Consider the following 18,601-nt stretch of genomic DNA (forward strand, 5'->3'; position numbering starts at 1 on the left):
CCCGCTCCCGCAAAAGGGCAAAGTGGACGACTTTTACGCCGCCCGCAGCAACACTTCGTCGCCGCTACCGTGGTCTAATTTTGCACCGCCGTTCTCAGATTACCTGATGTCGGGCGACAAGATCGAGGATCTCTACCGCCGCGCGAAGCAGGACCAGTGGAACAGCGACGAGCGCCTGCCGTGGGACATGGCGGTCGATCCGTCGAAGCCGCTGATCAATGACGAGCAGGACATCTATCACCGGATGCCGTTCTTCCGGAAGCTGTCGAAGTCGCAGCAGGAACGCTTCACCGCCCATTCGACCGCGCAGATGCTGTCGCAATTCCTGCACGGCGAACAGGGCGCGCTGATGACAGCGGCCTGCGTCACGCACTCGGTTCCTGATGCCACCGCTAAGCTCTATGCCGCGACCCAGACGATGGACGAGGCCCGCCATGTCGAGGTGTTCGCCCGTTACTGCGACAAGGTGGCGATGGTCTATCCTATGTCGGGCTGGCTCAAGCAGCTGATCGACGCGACACTGAAGGCCGATCGTTACGAGAAGATCATGATCGGCATGAACATGATCGTCGAGGGCCTCGCGCTGGGCGCCTTCAACAACATGTACCGTTCGACCCAGTGCGAGTTGCTCAAGCAGCTGACCTTCAACGTGATGCGCGACGAATCCCGTCATGTGTCGTTCGGCCATGCCTATCTCGCTCCGGTGATCGGCGCACTGGCCGAAGACGAGGTGGAAGACCTTGCCGATTTCGCCTTCGAGGCGGTGAAGATCCTCGCCTTTGCCGGGACCGCGGGCACCATCGCCAGCCGGGTCGATCCCGGCTTCATGCTGGTGCTAGAGAACTGCGAGATTGACGCGGATGATTTCTTCGCCGGCTTGAAGGAGGCCGAGCAGCTCGGCATCACGCGGCAATTGCCGCCGGGGCAGATCCATTCGCTCGAACACCTGATGCTGCCCGCGCTGGCCCGCGTCGGCTTGCTCACGCCGCGGGTGCGTGCGCGGTACGAAGAGGTCGGCATTCCGCTGACCGACGACCCGCGCATCCTCCACGCGATGGAAGGCGGCCACCCGGTCGCTGCCTGACACGCAAAGCTCCGTTCACTCCCGTCCCTCCCGAAGGAGTGACCTTTCCGCCTCCTGGCCCTTGGGTCGGGGGGCGGCCTTGTATGTTGTGCAAAGGTCGCCGCGTCGTAGGAAAAATCGCGTCACGGGTAGCCCAATTGATGAATGTCAATCCATATCCCTGACGCCGCTCTAGAAGGGTTCACCACTAGATGATGTGGTCCAGCCACCAATCATGCCACAAAATGTTCGGGAGTAACTTGCCATGCCGTCCACTGCCGCCGCTGATAGCATCGCTGTGCTGCGATCAGCGCCTTCCTCCGGTCGCAGCATCGATTGCGGCGCAACGATCGATGAGTATATCTCTGGCGCAGACTGGCGGATCAAGGCCAATGCCAATGTCGGCTATTCGCACGCTGGCCTCGTCAGCAACGTCGCGGGCAAGGTCATCGCCAATTACTGGCTCGATCAGGTCTACGCACCCGAAGAAGGCCTCGCCCACCGTCAGGGTGACATCCACATCCACGATCTGGACAGCCTCACCGGCTATTGCGCTGGCTGGTCGCTGAGGGCGCTGCTCAATGACGGTTTCAACGGAGTGGCAGGCCGGGTGTCCTCACGCCCCCCGCGCCATTTCCGCGAGGCGCTGGGGCAGATGGCCAATTTCCTCGGCATCCTGCAATCCGAATGGGCCGGCGCGCAGGCATTTTCCAGTTTCGACACCTATCTGGCGCCCTATGTCTTCCGCGATAATCTAAGTTTCGGAGACATCAAGAAAGCGATCCGCCAGTTCGTCTACAACCTCAACGTGCCGGCGCGCTGGGGACAGTCGCCGTTCACCAACATCACGCTCGACATCACCGTGCCCGAAGACCTGCGCGATCTCTACCCGACCGCGCACGATCGTCACCTGTTTTCGGGGCTGGACGACACTGCCCTGCTCGACCGCGCCCGCCAGCGCGATCTCGGGCTGCGCAGTCTGGAAGACCTGACCTTTGCTCATTTCGCCCCCGAGATGGAGCAGATTGTGATCGCCTATTACGAGACCATGACCGAGGGCGATGCCACCGGCCAGCCCTTCACCTTCCCGATCCCCACTGTCAACATCACCGAGGATTTCGACTGGGACAGCCGTGTGGCCAGCGCGATCTTCGACAATGCCGCCAAGGTCGGATCGTCATACTTCCAGAACTTCATCGGCAGCCAGTATCTGCGTGATCCGGTCACGGGCGAGCGGCGTCCCAATCCCGAAGCCTATGCGCCGGGCGCAGTGCGTTCCATGTGCTGCCGTTTGCAGCTTGACCTGCGCGAATTGCTCAAGCGCGGGAACGGGTTGTTCGGATCGGCCGAGATGACCGGATCGCTGGGTGTAGTGACCATCAACATGGCGGCGCTTGGCTATCGGTTCAAAGGCGACATTGTTGGGCTGATGGCCGAACTCGACCGGCTGATGGACATCGCCAGTTCCACCCTGGAGAAGAAGCGCGCTTTCGTTCAGGGCCTGTATGATCGTGGGCTCTATCCCTATACCGCGCGCTACCTGCCGTTCTTGCGCAACCATTTCTCGACCATCGGGGTCAATGGCATGAACGAGATGGTGCGCAACTTCACCGGCGATGCCGCCGATCTAACCGTGCCCGAAGGCATCGCAATGGCACTCGCCATTCTCGATCATATGCGCGAACGCTTGGTCGACTATCAGCAGCGCACCGGCAACCTCTACAACCTCGAAGCCACCCCGGCAGAAGGCACCACCTATCGCTTCGCCAAAGAAGACCGCAAACGCTTTACCGACATACTGCAAGCGGGAGGCGGCGAGAATATCTACTATACCAACAGCTCCCAAATTCCGGTCGATCATACCGAGGATCCGTTCGAAGCGCTGGAATTGCAGAACGATCTGCAATGCAAATACACCGGCGGCACGGTTCTGCACCTATACATGAGCGAGAAGCTGTCGAGCGCCAATGCGGCGCGCGGGTTCCTGCGGACCGTATTGACCCGCTATCGCCTGCCCTATGTCACGCTGACCCCGGTGTTTTCGGTTTGCGACACCCACGGCTATCTCGCGGGCGAGCAACCCGAATGCCCTCAATGCGGTACGCAAACCAAGGTTTGGACGCGGGTGATGGGCTATTTCCGACCGGTCGACAGCTTCAACAAGGGCAAGGTCGGCGAACATCGCCAGCGCCGTCACTTTACCGAGGATGCGGCGATGGTGGAGGACCTGTTTGGTCACGCTGGCTGAACGCGACGGGCCGGAGCGCAAGCGATCCCGGATGACGCACCCGTTCCATGCGATCACGCCCTTCACCTTGCTCGATTTTCCCGATCGCAGCGCCTGCATACTGTGGGTCGCGGGATGCAACATGCGCTGCGGTTACTGCCACAACCCGGAAATTGTGCTGGGCAAGGGAGAACTGAGTGAGGGCGATGCACTGGCGTTCCTCCGGAGACGGCAGGGGCTTCTGGAGGGGGTGGTGCTGTCGGGCGGCGAGGCGACCACCTGGCCCGGTCTGGGCGACTTTGCGGCCCAAGTGAAAGCGATGGGATTCGCGGTCAAGCTTGATACTAACGGGTTGCGCCCCGATGTAGTCGCGCAGATGCTGGATCGCATGCTGATCGATCATGTCGCACTCGACTACAAGGCACCACCGGAACGGTTCCGCGCTGTCACCGGCACTGTCGCCTTCCCCCGCTTCGCCCGCACGCTCGATCTGCTGTGCCGACAGGATCGCGTTACGTTCGAAGTGCGTACTACCGTCCACGACGCGCTGCTGGACGAAGGTGACGTACTGGCGATCGCAACTGATCTCGAGCGGCGCGGCTATCGTGGGAGGCTGGCGGTGCAGCAAGCCGTTGTCGAACCTGATCGCCCGCTGCTGGGCTCGCTGACGCCTCCAGGTCGTAAGCTTGATCGGCAGTGGCTCGCAGCGCAGACAAGTCTGGCGCTGGACTTCCGATAGGATTGCTCAGTCACCCTGCCGCCGAAACACTCTCGTGCCATCCGTGAATCGAACAGCTTAGGTTCAAAGCCGGACACATTGCGCCGACCCTGCCCCACCACTGTGGTGAACACACCCTGAACCTTTGCGACTCGTTCAGGAAGCCCTTCGAAAAGGAGCGGCTCTCGGAGTCGCGCCTCCCGATGGCCGAATCTGGAAGAGTGACTGTGTTTCCGCTTAGACCTTGCTACGGCTTCCTCAGCATTCTAAACCCTCGGTGACGGGGCGAAGCAACCTCCCGTTCAGGCCGAGAGAAGCCCAAGCGTTGCCTCGTAGCCTTGCCGTTGTTGGCAAGGTCTTTTGTGCGAGGTCATCTTGGCGTCATCGGCTCTCACCCATTCCGTCGCGTTTGTCGATCTGCTGCGGGCGTTCACCCGCATCGGCCTGCTCAGCTTTGGCGGACCTGCGGGGCAGATCGCGCTGATGCACCGGGAATTGGTGGAAGAGCGCAAATGGGTGGCCGAGGAGGATTTCCTCCACGCGCTCAATTTCTGCCACCTGCTCCCCGGCCCCGAAGCGCAGCAGCTCGCCACATGGATCGGGTGGCGGCTGCATGGATGGCGCGGCGGGCTGGCCGCGGGGCTGCTCTTTGTCATTCCGGGCGCGGCCATCATTCTGGCGCTGTCGGTGCTCTATGCCATTGCCGCAACTCTCGCATGGGTCGAAGCGCTGTTCCTCGGCGTGAAAGCGGCGGTGCTGGCGATTGTGGTGCAGGCCTTGTTGCGAATTGCCGGACGTGCGCTGGATACGGTGTTAAAGCGTGCGCTGGCGGTGGCCGCGTTCATCGGGCTGTTCCTATTCGACCTCCCGTTTCCGCTAATCGTTTTGGGTTCCGGGGTGATTGGAATGGTAATTGCGGCCTGGCGGCCCGACCTGTTGGCGCTGAAACCCACTACAACTGGCGGTGCTTTACCCGAACGACCGTGGCGCACCACGATCCTGTCGATCGTCCTTTGGGGAGCGGTCTGGGTCGCACCGATGCTGCTGATCGCGCTGACGCTTGGGCAAGATCACGTGCTGTGGGAAATTGGCGCATTCTTCTCGCAGCTCGCCATCGTGACTTTTGGCGGGGCTTATGCGGTGCTGGCCTACATGGCGCAGGAAGCGGTGCAGGGGTTCGGGTGGCTGCGTCCCGGCGAAATGGCCGATGGGCTTGGCCTTGCGGAAACCACGCCGGGGCCGCTGATCCTCGTGACGCAATTTGTCGGCTACCTTGCCGCCTTCCGCGCGCCGGAGCCGTTCTCGCCATTCGTCGCCGGGTTGCTGGGCGCGGGCCTGACGACATGGGTGACCTTTGCGCCGTGCTTCCTGTGGATCTTCGCGCTTGCGCCGTGGATCGACCGGCTTGGTAATGCCGTGCGCCTGAAGGGCGGGCTCGCAGCTGTGACGGCAGCGGTTGTGGGGGTGATCGCTAACCTCACCGCATGGTTTGCGCTGCATGTGCTGTTCGCCGAGGTGGGCCAGCGCCAATTCGGCCCGCTGCGCTTATACTGGCCGGACCCGGCGAGTTTCGATTGGCGCGCGAGCGTGCTGGCGGCAATCGCCTGCGCACTGGTGTTCGGGCTGAAATGGTCGGTGCTGCGGGTTCTGATGGCCGCCGCGCTGGGCGGCATGGTTCTGGTCTTGGCAATCTGAGGAGGACGACATGAGCATCATCACACGCAGGCAAGCCATCGGCACAGCAGCCCTTTCGGCCACGGGCATCGCGCTGGCAGGAACGGCAAGCGCAGCCTCAGCGCAAGACTCTGCCGGAGCCGCTTCCCGCGCCGCTGCCTTTGCCGGCAAGCACACGCCGAAGCCGCTGCGGTTCAACCCGGCCAAGCTCACCGGGCTGTCCGAGCGGCTGATCACCTCGCACTGGGAGAACAATTACCAAGGCTCGGTGCGCGGGCTCAACACCATCGAGACCCGCTTTGCTGCCGCCATGGCCGACCCCGACTTTCCCCCGGTTGCCTATGCCGGGCTGAAGCGCGAGGAACTGCACCGCACCGGATCGGTGGTGCTGCACGAATATTACTTCGATGCGCTGGGCGGCAACGGCAATCCCGGCGGATCGATCTACGAAGCGCTCGATGGTTGGTTCGGCAACTTTCATGCGTGGCAAGCCGAATTCCGCCGCACCGCCATGTCACTGGCAGGCGGATCGGGCTGGTGCATCCTCAGCTACAACCGCCACACCCGGTCGCTGCACAATTACTGGGCCTTCGATCACATGCATGGTGCGGCCACCGGCGCACCGCTGATCGCGCTCGATATGTATGAGCACAGCTTTCACATAGATTACGGTGCGGCGGCAGCGAAGTATGTCGATGCCTTCATGGCAAACCTTGATTGGGAGGTGGTTGACGCAAGGTATCGGGCAGCGATTGCGTGAAGGGGCATTCTGCAAATCGCCTCTTAATCCTTACTTTGCTGACCCTTGCCGTTGGCGGAGCCTGCCTCGCAGTTCAGGGGCCATTGCCGGGCGACGTCGGGGCCACACGCAAATTGCAATCGCTGTTTGGTAATGCGCCGCGTTGGGCTGAATGGCTTACCGATACAGCCAAGCCGCCAATGGTGATTGCAACCATGGGAGTCGGGGCCGGGCTGGCATGGCTTGCCGCTGGCTGGCGCTCAGCGCTTGCTGTGCCGCTTGCCTTCGGCCTCGCCTGGCTGATCGACAAGGGCTTGCGCCCTGTTATCTTTGCGCCGCGACCATCAGCGGATCTGGTCGCGGTGGCCAGCGCCAGCAGTTCGAGCGGGCTGCCTTCAACGTTCGGACTAGTCTATGGCAGCATCTTCGGCGTGGTTGTCTTTGTGGCAGCAACGGGCAGGTCGGCCATCGTGCTACGCGCTCTTGCGCTCGCTCTGACTTTCGCCGGAGCGGCGGCCCGGGTGGTGCTCGGCGGGCACTGGACAAGCCAGATGATCGCCTCGGTTCTGCTGGGCCTGTTGGTGGCCATTGCCGCAAGCGCAGTTGTCGATCGATTGCTCACGAAGAAATGTGCGCGATGACAGAAGAACCCCAGCAGCACTGGGACCGGGTCTATTCCGACAAGGCGCCCAGCGAGGTCAGTTGGTTCCAGAGCGAACCGCGCCCTTCGCTTACCGCGCTTGCACGCTTTGATGTGCCCCACACGACACCCTTCGTCGATATCGGAGGCGGCGCCTCCAATCTCGTCGATGCCTTGCTGGCATGCGGGTGGAGCGATGTGACGGTGGTCGATATTGCTGCCCCTGCGCTGGCGGCGGCACAGGCCCGACTGGGAGAGGCGGCAGCGGGCGTCTTCTGGGAGGCCGCTGACATAACCCGCTGGAACCCGCCGCGTCGCTACAGGGTATGGCATGACCGGGCCGTCTTCCATTTCCTGACAGAGCCGGAGCAACGGGGCGCCTATCGCCGCGCCCTTCTGGAGGGGACAGCGCCCGATGCACTCGTTATCATCGCAACCTTTGCGCCCGATGGGCCAGAAAAATGCAGCGATCTGCCGGTGCAGCGCCATGATGCCGCAAGCCTCGCCGCTGCACTCGGGAGCGAGTTCACGTTGCTCGACGACTGGCGTGAGGAACACCTCACCCCGTGGGGCGCCGCGCAGAAGTTCATCTGGTGTGTGTTCCGGCGAGACAGCGACTAATCAGGTCTCTGCCTGTTCGGCGTGGCCAAACTCGTGATGAGCGACTGCAATTGATGTCGTGGACGGCTCTCCACCCCCGCGGGATAATCTCCGCGGGAGAGTCGGAGAGGAGAGTTACGATGGAGCAAGTATCGGTTGTCGGGCTGGATCTGGCCAAGTCGGTTTTCCAGGTGCACGGTGTCAACGCTCAGGGCGAGGCAGTGCTGCGGCGCAGGCTCACGCGTGGTCAGTTGCTGAAGCTGTTTGAGAAGCTGCCGCCCTGCCTTGTCGGCATGGAAGCGTGCGCGTCGGCCCATCACTGGGCGCGTGAGCTGGCGGCACTCGGGCACGAGGTCAAGCTGATGCCGCCGCAATACGTGAAGCCCTATGTGAAGCGCGGCAAGAACGATGCGGCCGATGCCGAGGCGATCTGTGAGGCCGTGACCCGTCCGACGATGCGGTTCGTTGGCGCGAAGTCGCCAGACCAGCAGGCGACCATGATGCTGCACCGAGTGCGCCAGATCCTCACCCGCCAGCGCACGCAGATCAGCAACGCCCTGCGTGCTCACATGGCCGAATTCGGCATTACCGCAGCGATCGGGCGCGGAGGACTGGAGCGGCTGATCGCGGTCATCGCCGATCAGGATGATGCGCGACTGCCCGACGAGGCCCGGGCCTGCCTTGCGGTGCTCAGCACCCAGCTCGAGATGGTCAAGGAGCAGATCCTCGACAATGACCGGCGCATCCTCGCCGATGCCCGCAGGACCGAAGCAGGCCGCAGGCTGATGAAGATACCCGGCATCGGCCCGCTGCTGGCCAGCGCGATCGTGGCCTGTGTTCCTGACCCCGCTACCTTCGGCGGCGGACGCAGCCTGTCGGCATGGATCGGGCTGACTCCGCGCCAGAACTCGAGCGGCGGCAAGGAGCGGCTTGGCAGTATCACCAAGGCTGGCAACACCTACCTGCGCGAGCTGCTCGTGGTCGGTGCCATGGCGGTGGTGCGGCGAGCGAAGCAGGGGAGCACCAAGCGCCCTTGGGTGACGCAGCTGCTCACGCGCAAGAAGCCCAAGGTTGCCGCTGTCGCGCTGGCGAACAAGAACGTTCGGATCATCTGGGCGATGTTGGCAAGCGGCGAGGCTTACCGGGAACCGGAGTTGGCGGCAGCCTGAGAGATCGCGCCTCAGGGCCCCACACGAGTTGGAGAGGGCAGACTGAACTGACGCAACAAGCCGGTTGAAACCGCCGGAGCAGGAGAACCCGAGCGACCCCAGCACTTCGAGTGCGTGCAATTGGGAGGGACCTGAACCGCGCGAATGGCATCAAGGCCAGCGGCCATGCAAAGCCGCGCTGAAAGGCCGGACACATGAGCGCCACGATCAGCCAGCGCAGTGCAGAAATACCCTTGCCAACGGAGAGCCGTCCACACAGGGGTCGGTTGCCGACGGGCAGGAATTTTTCGCGACCGGGGTCAAGCTGCCGTGCCGCTTTCGGGATCGAGCATTGGCGCCGCTCATGGCCGGTCGTGGGTGGATAGGCGAACGGCAACTTTATCGGCAGGTGATCTTGTTTCGCAACCCATTGTACGCAGTCCTGGCGTGGTTGCCTTGAAGGTGAGCTGAAGCAAATGCGACCGCGCGATCAGAACCCGGTGGTGAAGACAATCAGCCAGTCAGGCATGATATTGAGCACCGCTGCCTCAACCCGCTTGTCCGCCTCGGTCAGCACCAGCATGCCCACCAGCACCAGCATCGCGCCGAACACCGGCTTGGCATAGCGAGCGAGCTTTTGCAGTGATCCGGCTCCTTTGCCGATGGCTCGCCGCGATCCGTAGGCAAAGCCTGTCACCGAAAGGGCTACTCCGGCAGCAAACACCAGAAATGTGATGAAGGCGCCGCCAAGATCTTCGCCCTGACTGGCCGCAGCAATCGCCGCGCCGAGCGTGGGGCCGACACACGGCGCCCACACCAGCCCAAGCAGCACGCCGACAGCAAACTGCCCGCCAAGCCCTTCACCGCTGGTGCGCGAGAGCGCGCCCTGCGCGCGCTGGGTCAGCGGCGCGAACAGCATCGTCAGCCGGGTTTGCAGGGCGGGAACCAGCAGGATGATCCCCGCCGCAGCCAGCAGCGCGCCGGCAAACAGGCGGATGCCTTGTTCAGGAATACCCAGCTGAAACCCGAAAGCGACAACGACAAACCCGAATGTCGCAAAAGACAGCGCCAGCCCGCTGGCAAGTGCCGCTGGCCCCATGCGGTGTTTGCCGAGCGCGGAGCCGACGAGGATCGGGATCAGCGGCAGAACGCAAGGATTGAGGATCGTCACCAGTCCGGCAACGAATGCGAGCGCAAGTTCGGCCAGCATCACTCAGCCTTGGGCACGGGCAATCGCTTCACAGCCCGGCCAGCACAGCTTCGCGCAGCTGTCTGGGGCGACTTTCAGCAATCGAACGCGCCGTTTCCTCTTTGCCGCGGAATACCAGCACCGTTGACTGGCGCGGAATGCGGTGTTCGCGCAGGAACGCCTTCTCCTTGTCGAAATCGGCCTTGAAGAATACCGCGTCCTTCAGCTGTGCATCCTGGCGCAGGGCATCGAGCGTGGGTGCCTGCGCCTTGCAGGTGGGGCACCACACGGCGTGAACATCCACGACAATGATTTTGCCAGCTTCCTGCGCGCGGGAAAATGCCGCCGGGTTATAATCCTGCCACACAGGCGCAGCCATAACGGGCGCTGCGAAAATGGCAGCGATGAAGGCTAGCAGGGACCGGATGGCTTTCAGTATCATCTGGGATGTCCTTTCAAAGGTGATTTGGCAAAGTCTGGATGCCTGCCGGTTCGCTGAGATGGCGCAAAAGGTTACGGCCATGCGCAAGCATGGGCACAAGCTGCCGGTGAGAGCGTATCAAACAGACCGGGCGGGCAATGCGCCGCAGCAAAACCGCTGGCTACCAGCGCACCAGCGGCGGCACGATCATGCGGCCAAGGCCCGCCATCAGCAACACGACGCCGCTATGCCAGAGGCCGATATGGACGATGTCATTATCGGCGCAATGGAGCGAGAAGGCGAAGATACCAAGGCTTCCGGCAGCAACCCCGCTGAGCAGGCCAGCCCGATCAGGCGCAGTTGGTGCGCCCTTGCGCAGCCATACCGCCAAAATCGCCAGCACCAGCAGCGATGAGCCGCCCCCGATTACGAGACATTCTACCCCGTGCGCGATGCTTTCGCGCGACAGAATGTCGCTCCCGCCGCCAAGCCCGACAATGATCGCGGCTAGCGGCAGTAAGGCCACCATCGCCGCAGCCCAGATCCAGCCGCCATGATCATTGCCCACCTGAGGGCGGCTCATCACGATGACTGTGACTGCGGCTGCCATGCCCAGCACTAGAAACAGGCCGGTCGAAATCAGATGAACGGGATCGAACCGGCCAGCCAGCAGATCGGCGCGCATGCCGAACAAGGCGACCACCGCCAGCGTCGTCAGCGCGCCGCCTGCCACGGCAAGGCCCACCCCTCTTGCAAAGCGCAAGGGCTTCACCGGCTGAAGATCGCCGACCAGATTGGCAATCAAGGCATCAGTTTTTGGGGTCATTTGTCAGGCTTTCTCGACCGTGTGGGCCAGTTTTTTGAGGCCGCGGTGAATATTGACTTTGACGAGGGACTGGCTTTGCCCGGTCGCCTCGGCGGCTTCGGCAATGCTGAGCCCTTCGATCTTGACCAGCGCGATGGCGCGGGCCTGCGCATCCGGCAAGATGCCGAGCAGCCGATCAAGGCTGATGCGTGCGGCAATGGCGGGTTCTTCATCCTGCCCGGCAAAATCAGTCACCAGCTCGCATTCATCCGCGCGGTACAACCGGCGCAGGTGATCGACCCAGCGATAGCGGGCAATCGCCGCCAGCCAGGGCAGGAACGGGCGCGAGGAATCCCAGGTCGCCCGCTTGTTGTGCAGCGCCATCAGTGTCTCCTGCACCAGATCATCAAGCTGCGCTGGTGCAATCCGGCGGCTGTAATAGCGCCGCAGCCAGCGCTGGCATTCGGCCAGCAGCGCGGCGTAGGCTTGGCGATCGCCCTGTTGCGACATCGCCATCAGCCGGACGAGCGAGGCTTCGTCGACTCTCATTTGCCGCGCGCCTTCACCAGCGCTGCATCAAGGGAAAGCCGCCCGCCGCCCTGCGCGATCAGGATCAGCGCCAGCGCCGCCCACAGCGCGTGCACGCTCCACCAGGCTTCGGGATAGACAAAGATCTGGATCACCAGCGTCATCCCGAGCAATGCCAGCGCCGAAAGCCGCGTGAACAGGCCGAGCACCAGCAGGAGCGGAAAGACATGCTCCGCCATCGTCGCTGTCACCGCCGCAAAATCGCTTGGCAGGGGGACGCCGGCATATTCCTCGGCGAACAGGAAATAGGTGGTGTCGCTGATGGTGAGCCAGCTGCCATCTTCCACCTTGGTGCGGGCGGAACGCCAGAAGATCCCGGCCAAGGCAACGCGGGTCAGCAGCAGCGCAAGGCTTTGCAGGGCAGCCCCGCTGACCCATGCAGCGGCACGATCATAGGCGGAAAAAATGGCTGGCACGGTGTTTCCTTACTCGCTCGCAGCGCCGCGATCACGCTGCAATCAGCGCGCCGGCTGTGATAAGAGCAACGAGCGATGGCATGATGGCATCGGCCTGCGCTGCTGCGTCATCGGGCCATTCGCATCCCTGTTCGAGAAGGTTACCGATCGTCACGGGATTTTCTGCGCCCGCCAACACATCTGCCATCAGCGCGCTGGCAGGGGATACCAGCACAGCGGCATCGGGGCGGGCGATCAGGATGGCATCGGCTTCGGCAAGGCCCCGAACCTCGGCGCCGATCAGGCGGTGCACCAGCGGCGCAAAGCGCCCGGCACAGGCCGCAGGATGGCGCTGCACGGCGCAATCCAGCAAGGCTTCTGGCGCGAGCCCCGCCAGCGCATCAAGCGCCAGCGCGGCTGCATCGGCGGCGTGATAGGACGCAAGCCAGCACCATTCGAAACGCGCCAGATCAGCAGCCCCTGCGCTTTCGCCCGCTTCGCGCAGGAACGCAGCAAAGCCTGCGCCAATGTCTGCCAGCGCCGCCGCCGTCACGCCCGGCTGCACAATGAACCGCCGGGAATGCGCGTTGAAGGCTTCATGCCCCAGCACTTCGCGGCTGCGCGGATAGGTATCTTCCAGCGCCACCAGCCGGGCATGGGAAATGGTGTTGGCGTGCACTTTCATCCCCGCCAGCACGCGGTCGGGCGAGCCTGCAAACAGGCCTTCCGGCAGATAGGCCGGGCCATGATCGAGCGCCTGCATCACCGCGCTCTGTCCGCCGTCAAGCCAGCGCATGGGATCGTTCCTGCCGGGCCGCTGAAGCCGTGATGATCGCCTCTGCTCTCGCCGCTTCGCCCAGCAGCACATCGAAGTCAGGCACATCTGTATCCCATTCGATCAACACCGGGCGCGGGCCGGCGGCTTGTGCAAAATGTTCAAACAATCGCCATGTCTCCGCAGAGACCGGCGAGCCGTGATCATCTATCAGCATGCGCCCGTGGGCGTGATCCTCGCAGGCGTGCCCAGCCAGATGCACCTCGCCCACCAGCGCCGGATCAATCGCATCCAGCATCGCAGCGGCATCAAGCCCGAGATTGCCGGCGGAAACCGCGATATTGTTGATGTCGAGCAACAGTCCGCAGCCGGTGCGGGCGCATAGCGCGTGCAGGAATTGAGCCTCGAACATCTCGTCGCCTGCAAAGGCGAGATAGCGCGAGGGGTTTTCGATCAGGATGGTGCGGCCAAGGCGATCCTGCACGCGGGCGACTTGCGCAGCGAAATGATCGAGGGCTTCTTGCGTATAGGGCACTGGCAGCAGATCAGGATAGCGATTGGACGCACTGCCGCTCCAGCTCAGGTGATCGGACACCATGGCAGGCGCATAACGCTCACACAGCGCGGCGAGCTGTTCCAGTTCGTGCAGGTTCACGCCATCGACGCTCCCCAGTGACAGGCCGACCGAATGGAAGCTGAGCGGTGCACGTTCGGCAAAGGCACCCAGCCAGCGATGCGGCGGGCCGCCTGCGCCAAAATAGTTCTGCGGATGCACTTCAAACCAGGCAGGAACGTGCCCGCAAGGGTGGATGCTGGCCGACACAATCTCAAGCGCCTCGGCATAATGCTGAGGCTTGAGGCCGACCCCTGCGCGAGTGGGGAGGGACAGCAGGGTTGGCATATCGGCCAGCATCCCGGGGGAACCCGAGGGCGTCAGGCCTTCGGGGGAACAGGCTTGGCGTTGCCCGCCTTGGCGGTGAGCGATCCGCCCATCTTCACGCATTCGCCCTTGCCGACATATTTCCAGGCATTGCCCTGATAATCGACCGTCGAGGTGCCCGCACAGCTGGTGCCCGGCCCGGCGGCGCAATCATTCTTGCCCTTGAGCGATACGCCATAGCACTTTTCCTTGGCGCCTTTCTCTTGGGCTGCGGCGGGGGATGCGGCGATCAGGGACGCAGCAGCGAGGCTGGCGAGCGAGGCCGCAGCAATGGCGAGCGATGATCTCATTACAGTTCCTTTCGAGTATCCGGGGTGGGCCTTGCTGGCTCACATGAACCCGTTCGCAGCTGCGCGCATGAAGGTTACACTTGCGTGTTGGACGCAGGCCACCCAGCCCTTGCCCTTCATTTCACTCCGCGGAGGCGATTGTTCGTGATGAGGAAACGACTGCTACGGGGTCGCTTTGGGAAGTTCGGCTTTCAGCGAGAAACCCATTGAAGCTGCCAGGCAGGATTGTGGCTGCGCAACACCATTGCAAGGGCAACCGCCCTGCCCTCGTCTCTCGAAATCATCGAATAGCAACGACCTTGGTTTTGACGGCATCGGCTACCGCCTTCCAGCTCTGGTCGCTGGTCCATGCCGGAAGACCGTCACGCTGCGCCAGCGCAAGGCAGAAGCGGTCGCCGAGCGATAGCCCGTGATCGGCAGTGACCGTCCGCAATCGCCCGGCCATTTGCGCCAAGGCCTTATCGGTCGGCACAATCGTCATTGGCAGTGGGTCGAGCATCGCGTCGACCTCACGCTCGGGCATGCCAAGATGGATGAAGTGGGTGACCACCTCGGCGTAGTTGATCGTGCAGATCCGGGCGTCTGCTATCGCGGCGGCGACCTTGTCGGCGCCCTTCTCCCCTTTGAGCATGGCAATGAGGGCGGAGGCGTCCAGTACGATCTCGCTCACTCGCCGCTATCCTCGCGGCGCTTGGCCAGGAATGCTTCGACCGACGCTTCTGGGTTTCCTTCGGTGTACTGCTTCGCCAAAGCCTGAGCGCGGGCAACAGCCTGTGCGGCTGTTCGTAGCACGAGACCATCCGGCGTCTCATCCAGATAGACTGCGCCGCCACCGACGAGCCCGAGCCGCTTTCGGATGTCAGCTGGGAGGCTCATCCGGCCGTTTGGCGTGATGTTGACTTGGACTGTCATGCGGGCTCCCACTCCTGCTGAATTGGTCGAGGGCAACACTCTAGCCGGAGAGCCCCTGAAATTCAACAAAATGCAAACTTAGGCACAAGTGAGCAAAGTTGCCACATGAGCGCCTGCGTGACATAGCCACCTCAATGCGTCTCAACGAGCGGTTGCCGACATCATAGGCACCCCTCTGCAACAGCAATGGAGCTTTGCCGATGGTTGTCCGAATGGGATCGCTCACCGGACACTTTTTTGAGGCAACGACAAGAACCGGAGGTCAGACCCCCTCCCCTCCACAAATCCGGCTTGCCCGCTCTCTCATTAAGGTGGTACGCTTTATTTTCTCACATAGGGGCCTCATCCGTTACAAATGACCGCAACTCTCATCGGATATGCCCGCTGCTCGACCGACAAGCAGGACCTCACCGCCCAGCGCCGTGCGCTGATCGAGCTCGGTGTGCCCGAGGATCGCATCTACACCGACCACGGCCTCACCGGCCGCAACCGCGATCGCCCTGGCCTTGCCCAGGCACTGGCCGCGGTCCGCGCCGGCGAAACCCTGGTTGTGCCGAAGCTCGATCGCCTCGCCCGATCCGTGCCCGACGCCCGCGCGATCGCCGATGAATTGGAGAAGCGCGGTGTGAGCCTCGCGCTTGGCAAGCAGGTCTATGACCCCAACGATCCGATGGGCCGGATGTTCTTCAACATCCTCGCCACCTTCGCCGAGTTCGAGAGCGACCTTATCCGCCTGCGCACGCGCGAGGGCATGAAGATCGCCCGGGACAAGGGGAAGCTCCGAGGCAAGCCGCCCAAGCTCTCTGACCTGCAGCAGCGCGAACTGCTCAAGATGCACGCCACCGGTGAATACTCGATCAGCGACCTCGGCAAGCTATTTAAGGTCTCGCGGCCGACAGTGTATCGGACGATCCGGCGGGGCCAAGCGGCTTCATAGCCGTTGACTGATCGTGCTCGCAGCAGGTTGGTGGGCTAACCGACGAGACCGATCATCGCCATAATGGCTTCTCTTGCCAATCTTCCGGGAAACCCATTGCGGCCAGATCGCCGGTCGGATGTGTCAGGATGTGCGCCTTCACGTCGCATGCCCACTGAGATTCAGGAGCGACCGTTCGCATCACCCCATTGATCATCGTGATGGTGTTGTAGAGCTTAGCCGGCGGTCGTTCACCTGCTGAGTGGTCCAGCGAAAGCTGCAGATCTCTCGGTTTGCTGGGCAGACGCGGGCAAATCAAAAAGCCCCGGTTCCAGAGCCGCCCATGGTGTGCGCAGATATTGCGGACATCGACCAAGTGGCGGACGAAAGGCACCAGAACCGTCTCGGTTAGCCCGAGGGGAACCGCGATCCGGTTGCGTAGCGATCGGTCCGCAAGGCTTGAATACCATCGAGAGAGCTGACCGAACGACATCATCTCAGCGACCATCCACACTGGCGGCAGCGCCGGAGCGCGGTAAGTCTTCCGATAGTGATCGATGTAGGTTTCGTTGGACTCCCCGACATCCTTTGCCAGCTTCGCAAGATTGTCGTGGAACTTCTTGCGCTCGGAATAGAGCCCCGCGTCGAGATAACTGTGCCCATGATCGAGCGACGCAAGTTGGTAGGCCCAACTGCCGCGCAGAGCGACCTCGACGTGCTCGGTGCCGCGCATGACAAGGCGCCGAAGGAGCCGGTCAAAGTCGTACAGCGCGGTTACCGTCTCGAAGGCCGTACCCGGATTGAAGCGCGGGCCGGGCTCATCCTTCGGACGCTCGAAATAGAGCCAATAAGCACTCAACCGATAGTAGCTGACGTGCGTCAGCCAATACCGGGCCCGCTCTTCATCAGGGATGGCCATGCCATTGTCGCGCAGATGGGCGATCTGCTGATCGAGATTGAGCGAGGGTTTGCCGAATACGCGCGTCATGCCCGCCAATGCTTAGCGACAAGGGCCTGAAAACAAAAGACCCGCCCAGTGTGCATATCCTTGTGGACAGAGGCCGGGCGGGTTCGATTGAGGATGAGATAGGCTGGATATCCCAACAAATCAATAAGCGTTATCATCGGCTCGCCGCGGATGTTGAAGGGGCCATCCCCCCGAAGTCATATGGGTCGGGCATCGCAAGGCGACTGGCGACATAAAATGACAGCACCTTGCCGGACGGGGTGCATCGCCGCTAGATAAGCTCCGAACAATCAATGCATAGACTTCAGCGGGGGTTAGGTCAGTTGGCCGATCATTACGAAACGCTTTCTCAGGCCCAGTTGATCAGCCTTCTGCGCAAAAAAGACGCCGAAAAGAAGCTGGGGCTCGTGTGGGAACGGGACGAGATCGAAGCCGACGCGGCCATCGATGCAAATTTTGTTGCATGCGCCGTTGATCCGGCACTTTCGGACGGCACGGGGCCGTGGCGCAATTTGGTGATCGAAGGCGATAATTTCGACGCGCTACGCTGGCTGCGCATGGCCTATGCCCACAGGGTCAAGTGCATCTACATCGATCCACCTTACAACACCGGCGAGAAAGATTGGGTCTATAACGACCACTACATCGACAAGAACGACCGCTATCGTCACTCCACGTGGCTCGAGTTCCTCTATCGTCGGCTGACTTTGGCGCGCGATCTGCTGACCAATGACGGGGTCATCCTCGTTTCGATCAACGACGAGAACCGCGCCAAGCTGGAACTGCTGATGGACGAAGCACTGCCAGGCATGCGGATCGGTTCATTCACATGGCGGACGCGCGTTGGCGGGATGGATGCCAAAGGCGCATTCTTGTCGGACAACCATGAGCACATTCTGGCCTACGGAATGCCCGGCTTCCGGTTTGGAGGGACAGAGAAGACCTTCGATCTCTACAAGCATTGGGATGAGGAGAAGCGTGATTGGTATCGCACGGGGGGCGATCTAACCAAAGCCCATACGATGGTTCAGCGGGCAAACACCTACTATCCGCTGCATGATCCTACCGAGGACATCTGGTATCCCTGCAATCCGGATTCAGTGTGGCGATACGCCTCGAAGTTTGGTCCCAAGGCCAAGATCAAGACGCGCTACATGGAAGAGTTTATCGCGGATGGTTACATCCACTTTCCGTCCGAGCAGCGCGTAGAGGTATGGAACACGCGTGCAGAGCTGGATGCAGCGATCGAGGCGAAGGATGTGCCCGGGAGCGGGAATTCTCCATTCTTGCGGCCTGATCTGCCGGACCTCGATTTCTGGGTGGGCAAGAAGGTTGGCTTCGGCACCCCGTCACTCAAGCGTTACAAGCGGGAGCTGAAAACGCCGACCCAGCCACTGTCCAGTTGGATAACGCCCAATTTCGAAAAGGACACGATCCCTGACCCTGATGGCAACGACATCATCGCAGGCACCAATATCGAAGCGGCCAAGGCCATCAAAGTGAGAACGGCGGTGCAAAATTAGACCACGGTAGCGGCGACGAAGTGTTGCTGCGGGCGGCGTAAAAGTCGTCCACTTTGCCCTTTTGCGGGAGC

Annotated in this window: 21 protein-coding genes; 10 read left to right on the plus strand and 11 right to left on the minus strand. The window is 62.1% G+C overall.

Annotated features, from left to right (window positions below; all coding sequences use genetic code 11):
* From C0V72_RS14345 to C0V72_RS14380, 8 genes are all read left to right on the plus strand, one after another.
* Positions 1-1,084, plus strand: a 1,084-nt coding sequence (locus tag C0V72_RS14345) for a ferritin-like domain-containing protein (protein WP_101794825.1), incomplete at its 5' end; no start/stop codon positions are given.
* A gap of 244 nt (positions 1,085-1,328) precedes the next feature.
* Positions 1,329-3,311 (plus strand): ribonucleoside triphosphate reductase, encoded by a 1,983-nt coding sequence (locus C0V72_RS14350; protein WP_101794826.1) that lies wholly within the window; start codon positions 1,329-1,331, stop codon positions 3,309-3,311.
* On the plus strand, positions 3,295-4,029 hold the full coding sequence (locus C0V72_RS14355; protein ID WP_172439044.1) for an anaerobic ribonucleoside-triphosphate reductase activating protein: 735 nt from the start codon (positions 3,295-3,297) through the stop codon (positions 4,027-4,029). Before C0V72_RS14350 ends, C0V72_RS14355 begins: the two co-directional genes overlap by 17 nt.
* Positions 4,030-4,383: 354 nt before the next feature.
* Positions 4,384-5,703, plus strand: coding sequence for a chromate efflux transporter (chrA, locus tag C0V72_RS14360; protein WP_172439045.1), 1,320 nt, complete (start codon positions 4,384-4,386; stop codon positions 5,701-5,703).
* 10 nt (positions 5,704-5,713) lie between these two features.
* Entirely contained in the window at positions 5,714-6,442 is a 729-nt protein-coding gene (locus C0V72_RS14365) for a superoxide dismutase (protein ID WP_101794828.1), read from the plus strand.
* 194 nt (positions 6,443-6,636) lie between these two features.
* Positions 6,637-7,062 carry a phosphatase PAP2 family protein gene (locus C0V72_RS14370; RefSeq protein WP_172439046.1) on the plus strand — a complete coding sequence of 142 codons (426 nt, stop codon included), beginning with the start codon at positions 6,637-6,639 and terminating at the stop codon, positions 7,060-7,062.
* A complete protein-coding gene (locus C0V72_RS14375) occupies positions 7,059-7,682 on the plus strand; it encodes a methyltransferase domain-containing protein (RefSeq protein ID WP_101794845.1) in 624 nt (207 codons plus the stop codon). The genes C0V72_RS14370 and C0V72_RS14375 overlap by 4 nt, the downstream gene beginning before the upstream one ends.
* A gap of 119 nt (positions 7,683-7,801) precedes the next feature.
* Positions 7,802-8,830, plus strand: coding sequence for an IS110 family transposase (locus C0V72_RS14380; protein WP_101794830.1), 1,029 nt, complete (start codon positions 7,802-7,804; stop codon positions 8,828-8,830).
* A gap of 469 nt (positions 8,831-9,299) precedes the next feature.
* Here C0V72_RS14380 and C0V72_RS14385 read toward each other — a convergent pair whose 3' ends face one another.
* From C0V72_RS14385 to C0V72_RS14430, 10 genes are all read right to left on the minus strand, one after another.
* Positions 9,300-10,019, minus strand: a complete 720-nt coding sequence (locus C0V72_RS14385) for a cytochrome c biogenesis CcdA family protein (protein WP_101794831.1) — start codon at positions 10,017-10,019, stop codon at positions 9,300-9,302.
* A gap of 28 nt (positions 10,020-10,047) precedes the next feature.
* A complete protein-coding gene (locus C0V72_RS14390; protein ID WP_101794832.1) occupies positions 10,048-10,521 on the minus strand; it encodes a thioredoxin family protein in 474 nt (157 codons plus the stop codon).
* A gap of 79 nt (positions 10,522-10,600) precedes the next feature.
* On the minus strand, positions 10,601-11,245 hold the full coding sequence (locus C0V72_RS14395) for an NrsF family protein (RefSeq protein ID WP_101794833.1): 645 nt from the start codon (positions 11,243-11,245) through the stop codon (positions 10,601-10,603).
* A gap of 3 nt (positions 11,246-11,248) precedes the next feature.
* A complete protein-coding gene (locus C0V72_RS14400) occupies positions 11,249-11,773 on the minus strand; it encodes a sigma-70 family RNA polymerase sigma factor (RefSeq protein WP_101794834.1) in 525 nt (174 codons plus the stop codon).
* The gene (locus C0V72_RS14405) at positions 11,770-12,228 is read right to left on the minus strand and encodes a DoxX family protein (protein WP_101794835.1); all 459 of its coding nucleotides are present in this window, start codon (positions 12,226-12,228) and stop codon (positions 11,770-11,772) included. Before C0V72_RS14405 ends, C0V72_RS14400 begins: the two co-directional genes overlap by 4 nt.
* Positions 12,229-12,259: 31 nt before the next feature.
* Positions 12,260-13,003 (minus strand): HvfC/BufC family peptide modification chaperone, encoded by a 744-nt coding sequence (locus C0V72_RS14410; protein WP_101794836.1) that lies wholly within the window; start codon positions 13,001-13,003, stop codon positions 12,260-12,262.
* On the minus strand, positions 12,990-13,895 hold the full coding sequence (bufB, locus tag C0V72_RS14415) for an MNIO family bufferin maturase (RefSeq protein ID WP_101794837.1): 906 nt from the start codon (positions 13,893-13,895) through the stop codon (positions 12,990-12,992). Before bufB ends, C0V72_RS14410 begins: the two co-directional genes overlap by 14 nt.
* Before the next feature lie 20 nt (positions 13,896-13,915).
* A complete protein-coding gene (locus C0V72_RS14420) occupies positions 13,916-14,212 on the minus strand; it encodes a BufA1 family periplasmic bufferin-type metallophore (protein ID WP_101794838.1) in 297 nt (98 codons plus the stop codon).
* A gap of 280 nt (positions 14,213-14,492) precedes the next feature.
* A complete protein-coding gene (locus C0V72_RS14425) occupies positions 14,493-14,882 on the minus strand; it encodes a type II toxin-antitoxin system VapC family toxin (RefSeq protein WP_101794839.1) in 390 nt (129 codons plus the stop codon).
* Positions 14,879-15,124, minus strand: coding sequence for an AbrB/MazE/SpoVT family DNA-binding domain-containing protein (locus C0V72_RS14430; RefSeq protein WP_101794840.1), 246 nt, complete (start codon positions 15,122-15,124; stop codon positions 14,879-14,881). Before C0V72_RS14430 ends, C0V72_RS14425 begins: the two co-directional genes overlap by 4 nt.
* 355 nt (positions 15,125-15,479) lie before the next feature.
* On the opposite strand from C0V72_RS14430, the gene C0V72_RS14435 reads away from it, so the two are divergent.
* Entirely contained in the window at positions 15,480-16,061 is a 582-nt protein-coding gene (locus tag C0V72_RS14435) for a recombinase family protein (RefSeq protein WP_101794841.1), read from the plus strand.
* Positions 16,062-16,113: 52 nt separating this feature from the next.
* Here the strand turns inward: C0V72_RS14435 and C0V72_RS14440 are convergent, their stop codons facing one another.
* Positions 16,114-17,028 carry an Abi family protein gene (locus C0V72_RS14440; RefSeq protein WP_101794842.1) on the minus strand — a complete coding sequence of 305 codons (915 nt, stop codon included), beginning with the start codon at positions 17,026-17,028 and terminating at the stop codon, positions 16,114-16,116.
* Between the two features lie 302 nt (positions 17,029-17,330).
* Here C0V72_RS14440 and C0V72_RS14445 point away from each other — a divergent pair, with 302 nt between their 5' ends.
* Complete coding sequence (locus tag C0V72_RS14445; protein WP_101794843.1) at positions 17,331-18,530, plus strand: site-specific DNA-methyltransferase; 1,200 nt, start codon at positions 17,331-17,333, stop codon at positions 18,528-18,530.
* The last annotated feature ends 71 nt before the right edge of the window (positions 18,531-18,601 follow it).

The sequence above is a fragment of the Porphyrobacter sp. TH134 genome, from assembly GCF_002855495.1.
Classification (GTDB): domain Bacteria; phylum Pseudomonadota; class Alphaproteobacteria; order Sphingomonadales; family Sphingomonadaceae; genus Erythrobacter.

Excerpts from the sequence above, each read along its gene's own strand:
- C0V72_RS14350 (WP_101794826.1), top strand. The coding sequence starts at position 1,329 with ATGCCGTCCACTGCCGCCGCTGATAGCATCGCTGTGCTGCGATCAGCG.
- C0V72_RS14365 (WP_101794828.1), top strand. The coding sequence starts at position 5,714 with ATGAGCATCATCACACGCAGGCAAGCCATCGGCACAGCAGCCCTTTCG.
- C0V72_RS14370 (WP_172439046.1), top strand. The coding sequence starts at position 6,637 with ATGGGAGTCGGGGCCGGGCTGGCATGGCTTGCCGCTGGCTGGCGCTCA.
- C0V72_RS14375 (WP_101794845.1), top strand. The coding sequence starts at position 7,059 with ATGACAGAAGAACCCCAGCAGCACTGGGACCGGGTCTATTCCGACAAG.
- C0V72_RS14380 (WP_101794830.1), top strand. The coding sequence starts at position 7,802 with ATGGAGCAAGTATCGGTTGTCGGGCTGGATCTGGCCAAGTCGGTTTTC.
- C0V72_RS14385 (WP_101794831.1), bottom strand. The coding sequence starts at position 10,019 with ATGCTGGCCGAACTTGCGCTCGCATTCGTTGCCGGACTGGTGACGATC.
- C0V72_RS14390 (WP_101794832.1), bottom strand. The coding sequence starts at position 10,521 with ATGGCCGTAACCTTTTGCGCCATCTCAGCGAACCGGCAGGCATCCAGA.
- C0V72_RS14395 (WP_101794833.1), bottom strand. The coding sequence starts at position 11,245 with ATGACCCCAAAAACTGATGCCTTGATTGCCAATCTGGTCGGCGATCTT.
- C0V72_RS14400 (WP_101794834.1), bottom strand. The coding sequence starts at position 11,773 with ATGAGAGTCGACGAAGCCTCGCTCGTCCGGCTGATGGCGATGTCGCAA.
- C0V72_RS14410 (WP_101794836.1), bottom strand. The coding sequence starts at position 13,003 with ATGCGCTGGCTTGACGGCGGACAGAGCGCGGTGATGCAGGCGCTCGAT.
- bufB (WP_101794837.1), bottom strand. The coding sequence starts at position 13,895 with ATGCTGGCCGATATGCCAACCCTGCTGTCCCTCCCCACTCGCGCAGGG.
- C0V72_RS14420 (WP_101794838.1), bottom strand. The coding sequence starts at position 14,212 with ATGAGATCATCGCTCGCCATTGCTGCGGCCTCGCTCGCCAGCCTCGCT.
- C0V72_RS14430 (WP_101794840.1), bottom strand. The coding sequence starts at position 15,124 with ATGACAGTCCAAGTCAACATCACGCCAAACGGCCGGATGAGCCTCCCA.
- C0V72_RS14435 (WP_101794841.1), top strand. The coding sequence starts at position 15,480 with ATGACCGCAACTCTCATCGGATATGCCCGCTGCTCGACCGACAAGCAG.
- C0V72_RS14440 (WP_101794842.1), bottom strand. The coding sequence starts at position 17,028 with ATGACGCGCGTATTCGGCAAACCCTCGCTCAATCTCGATCAGCAGATC.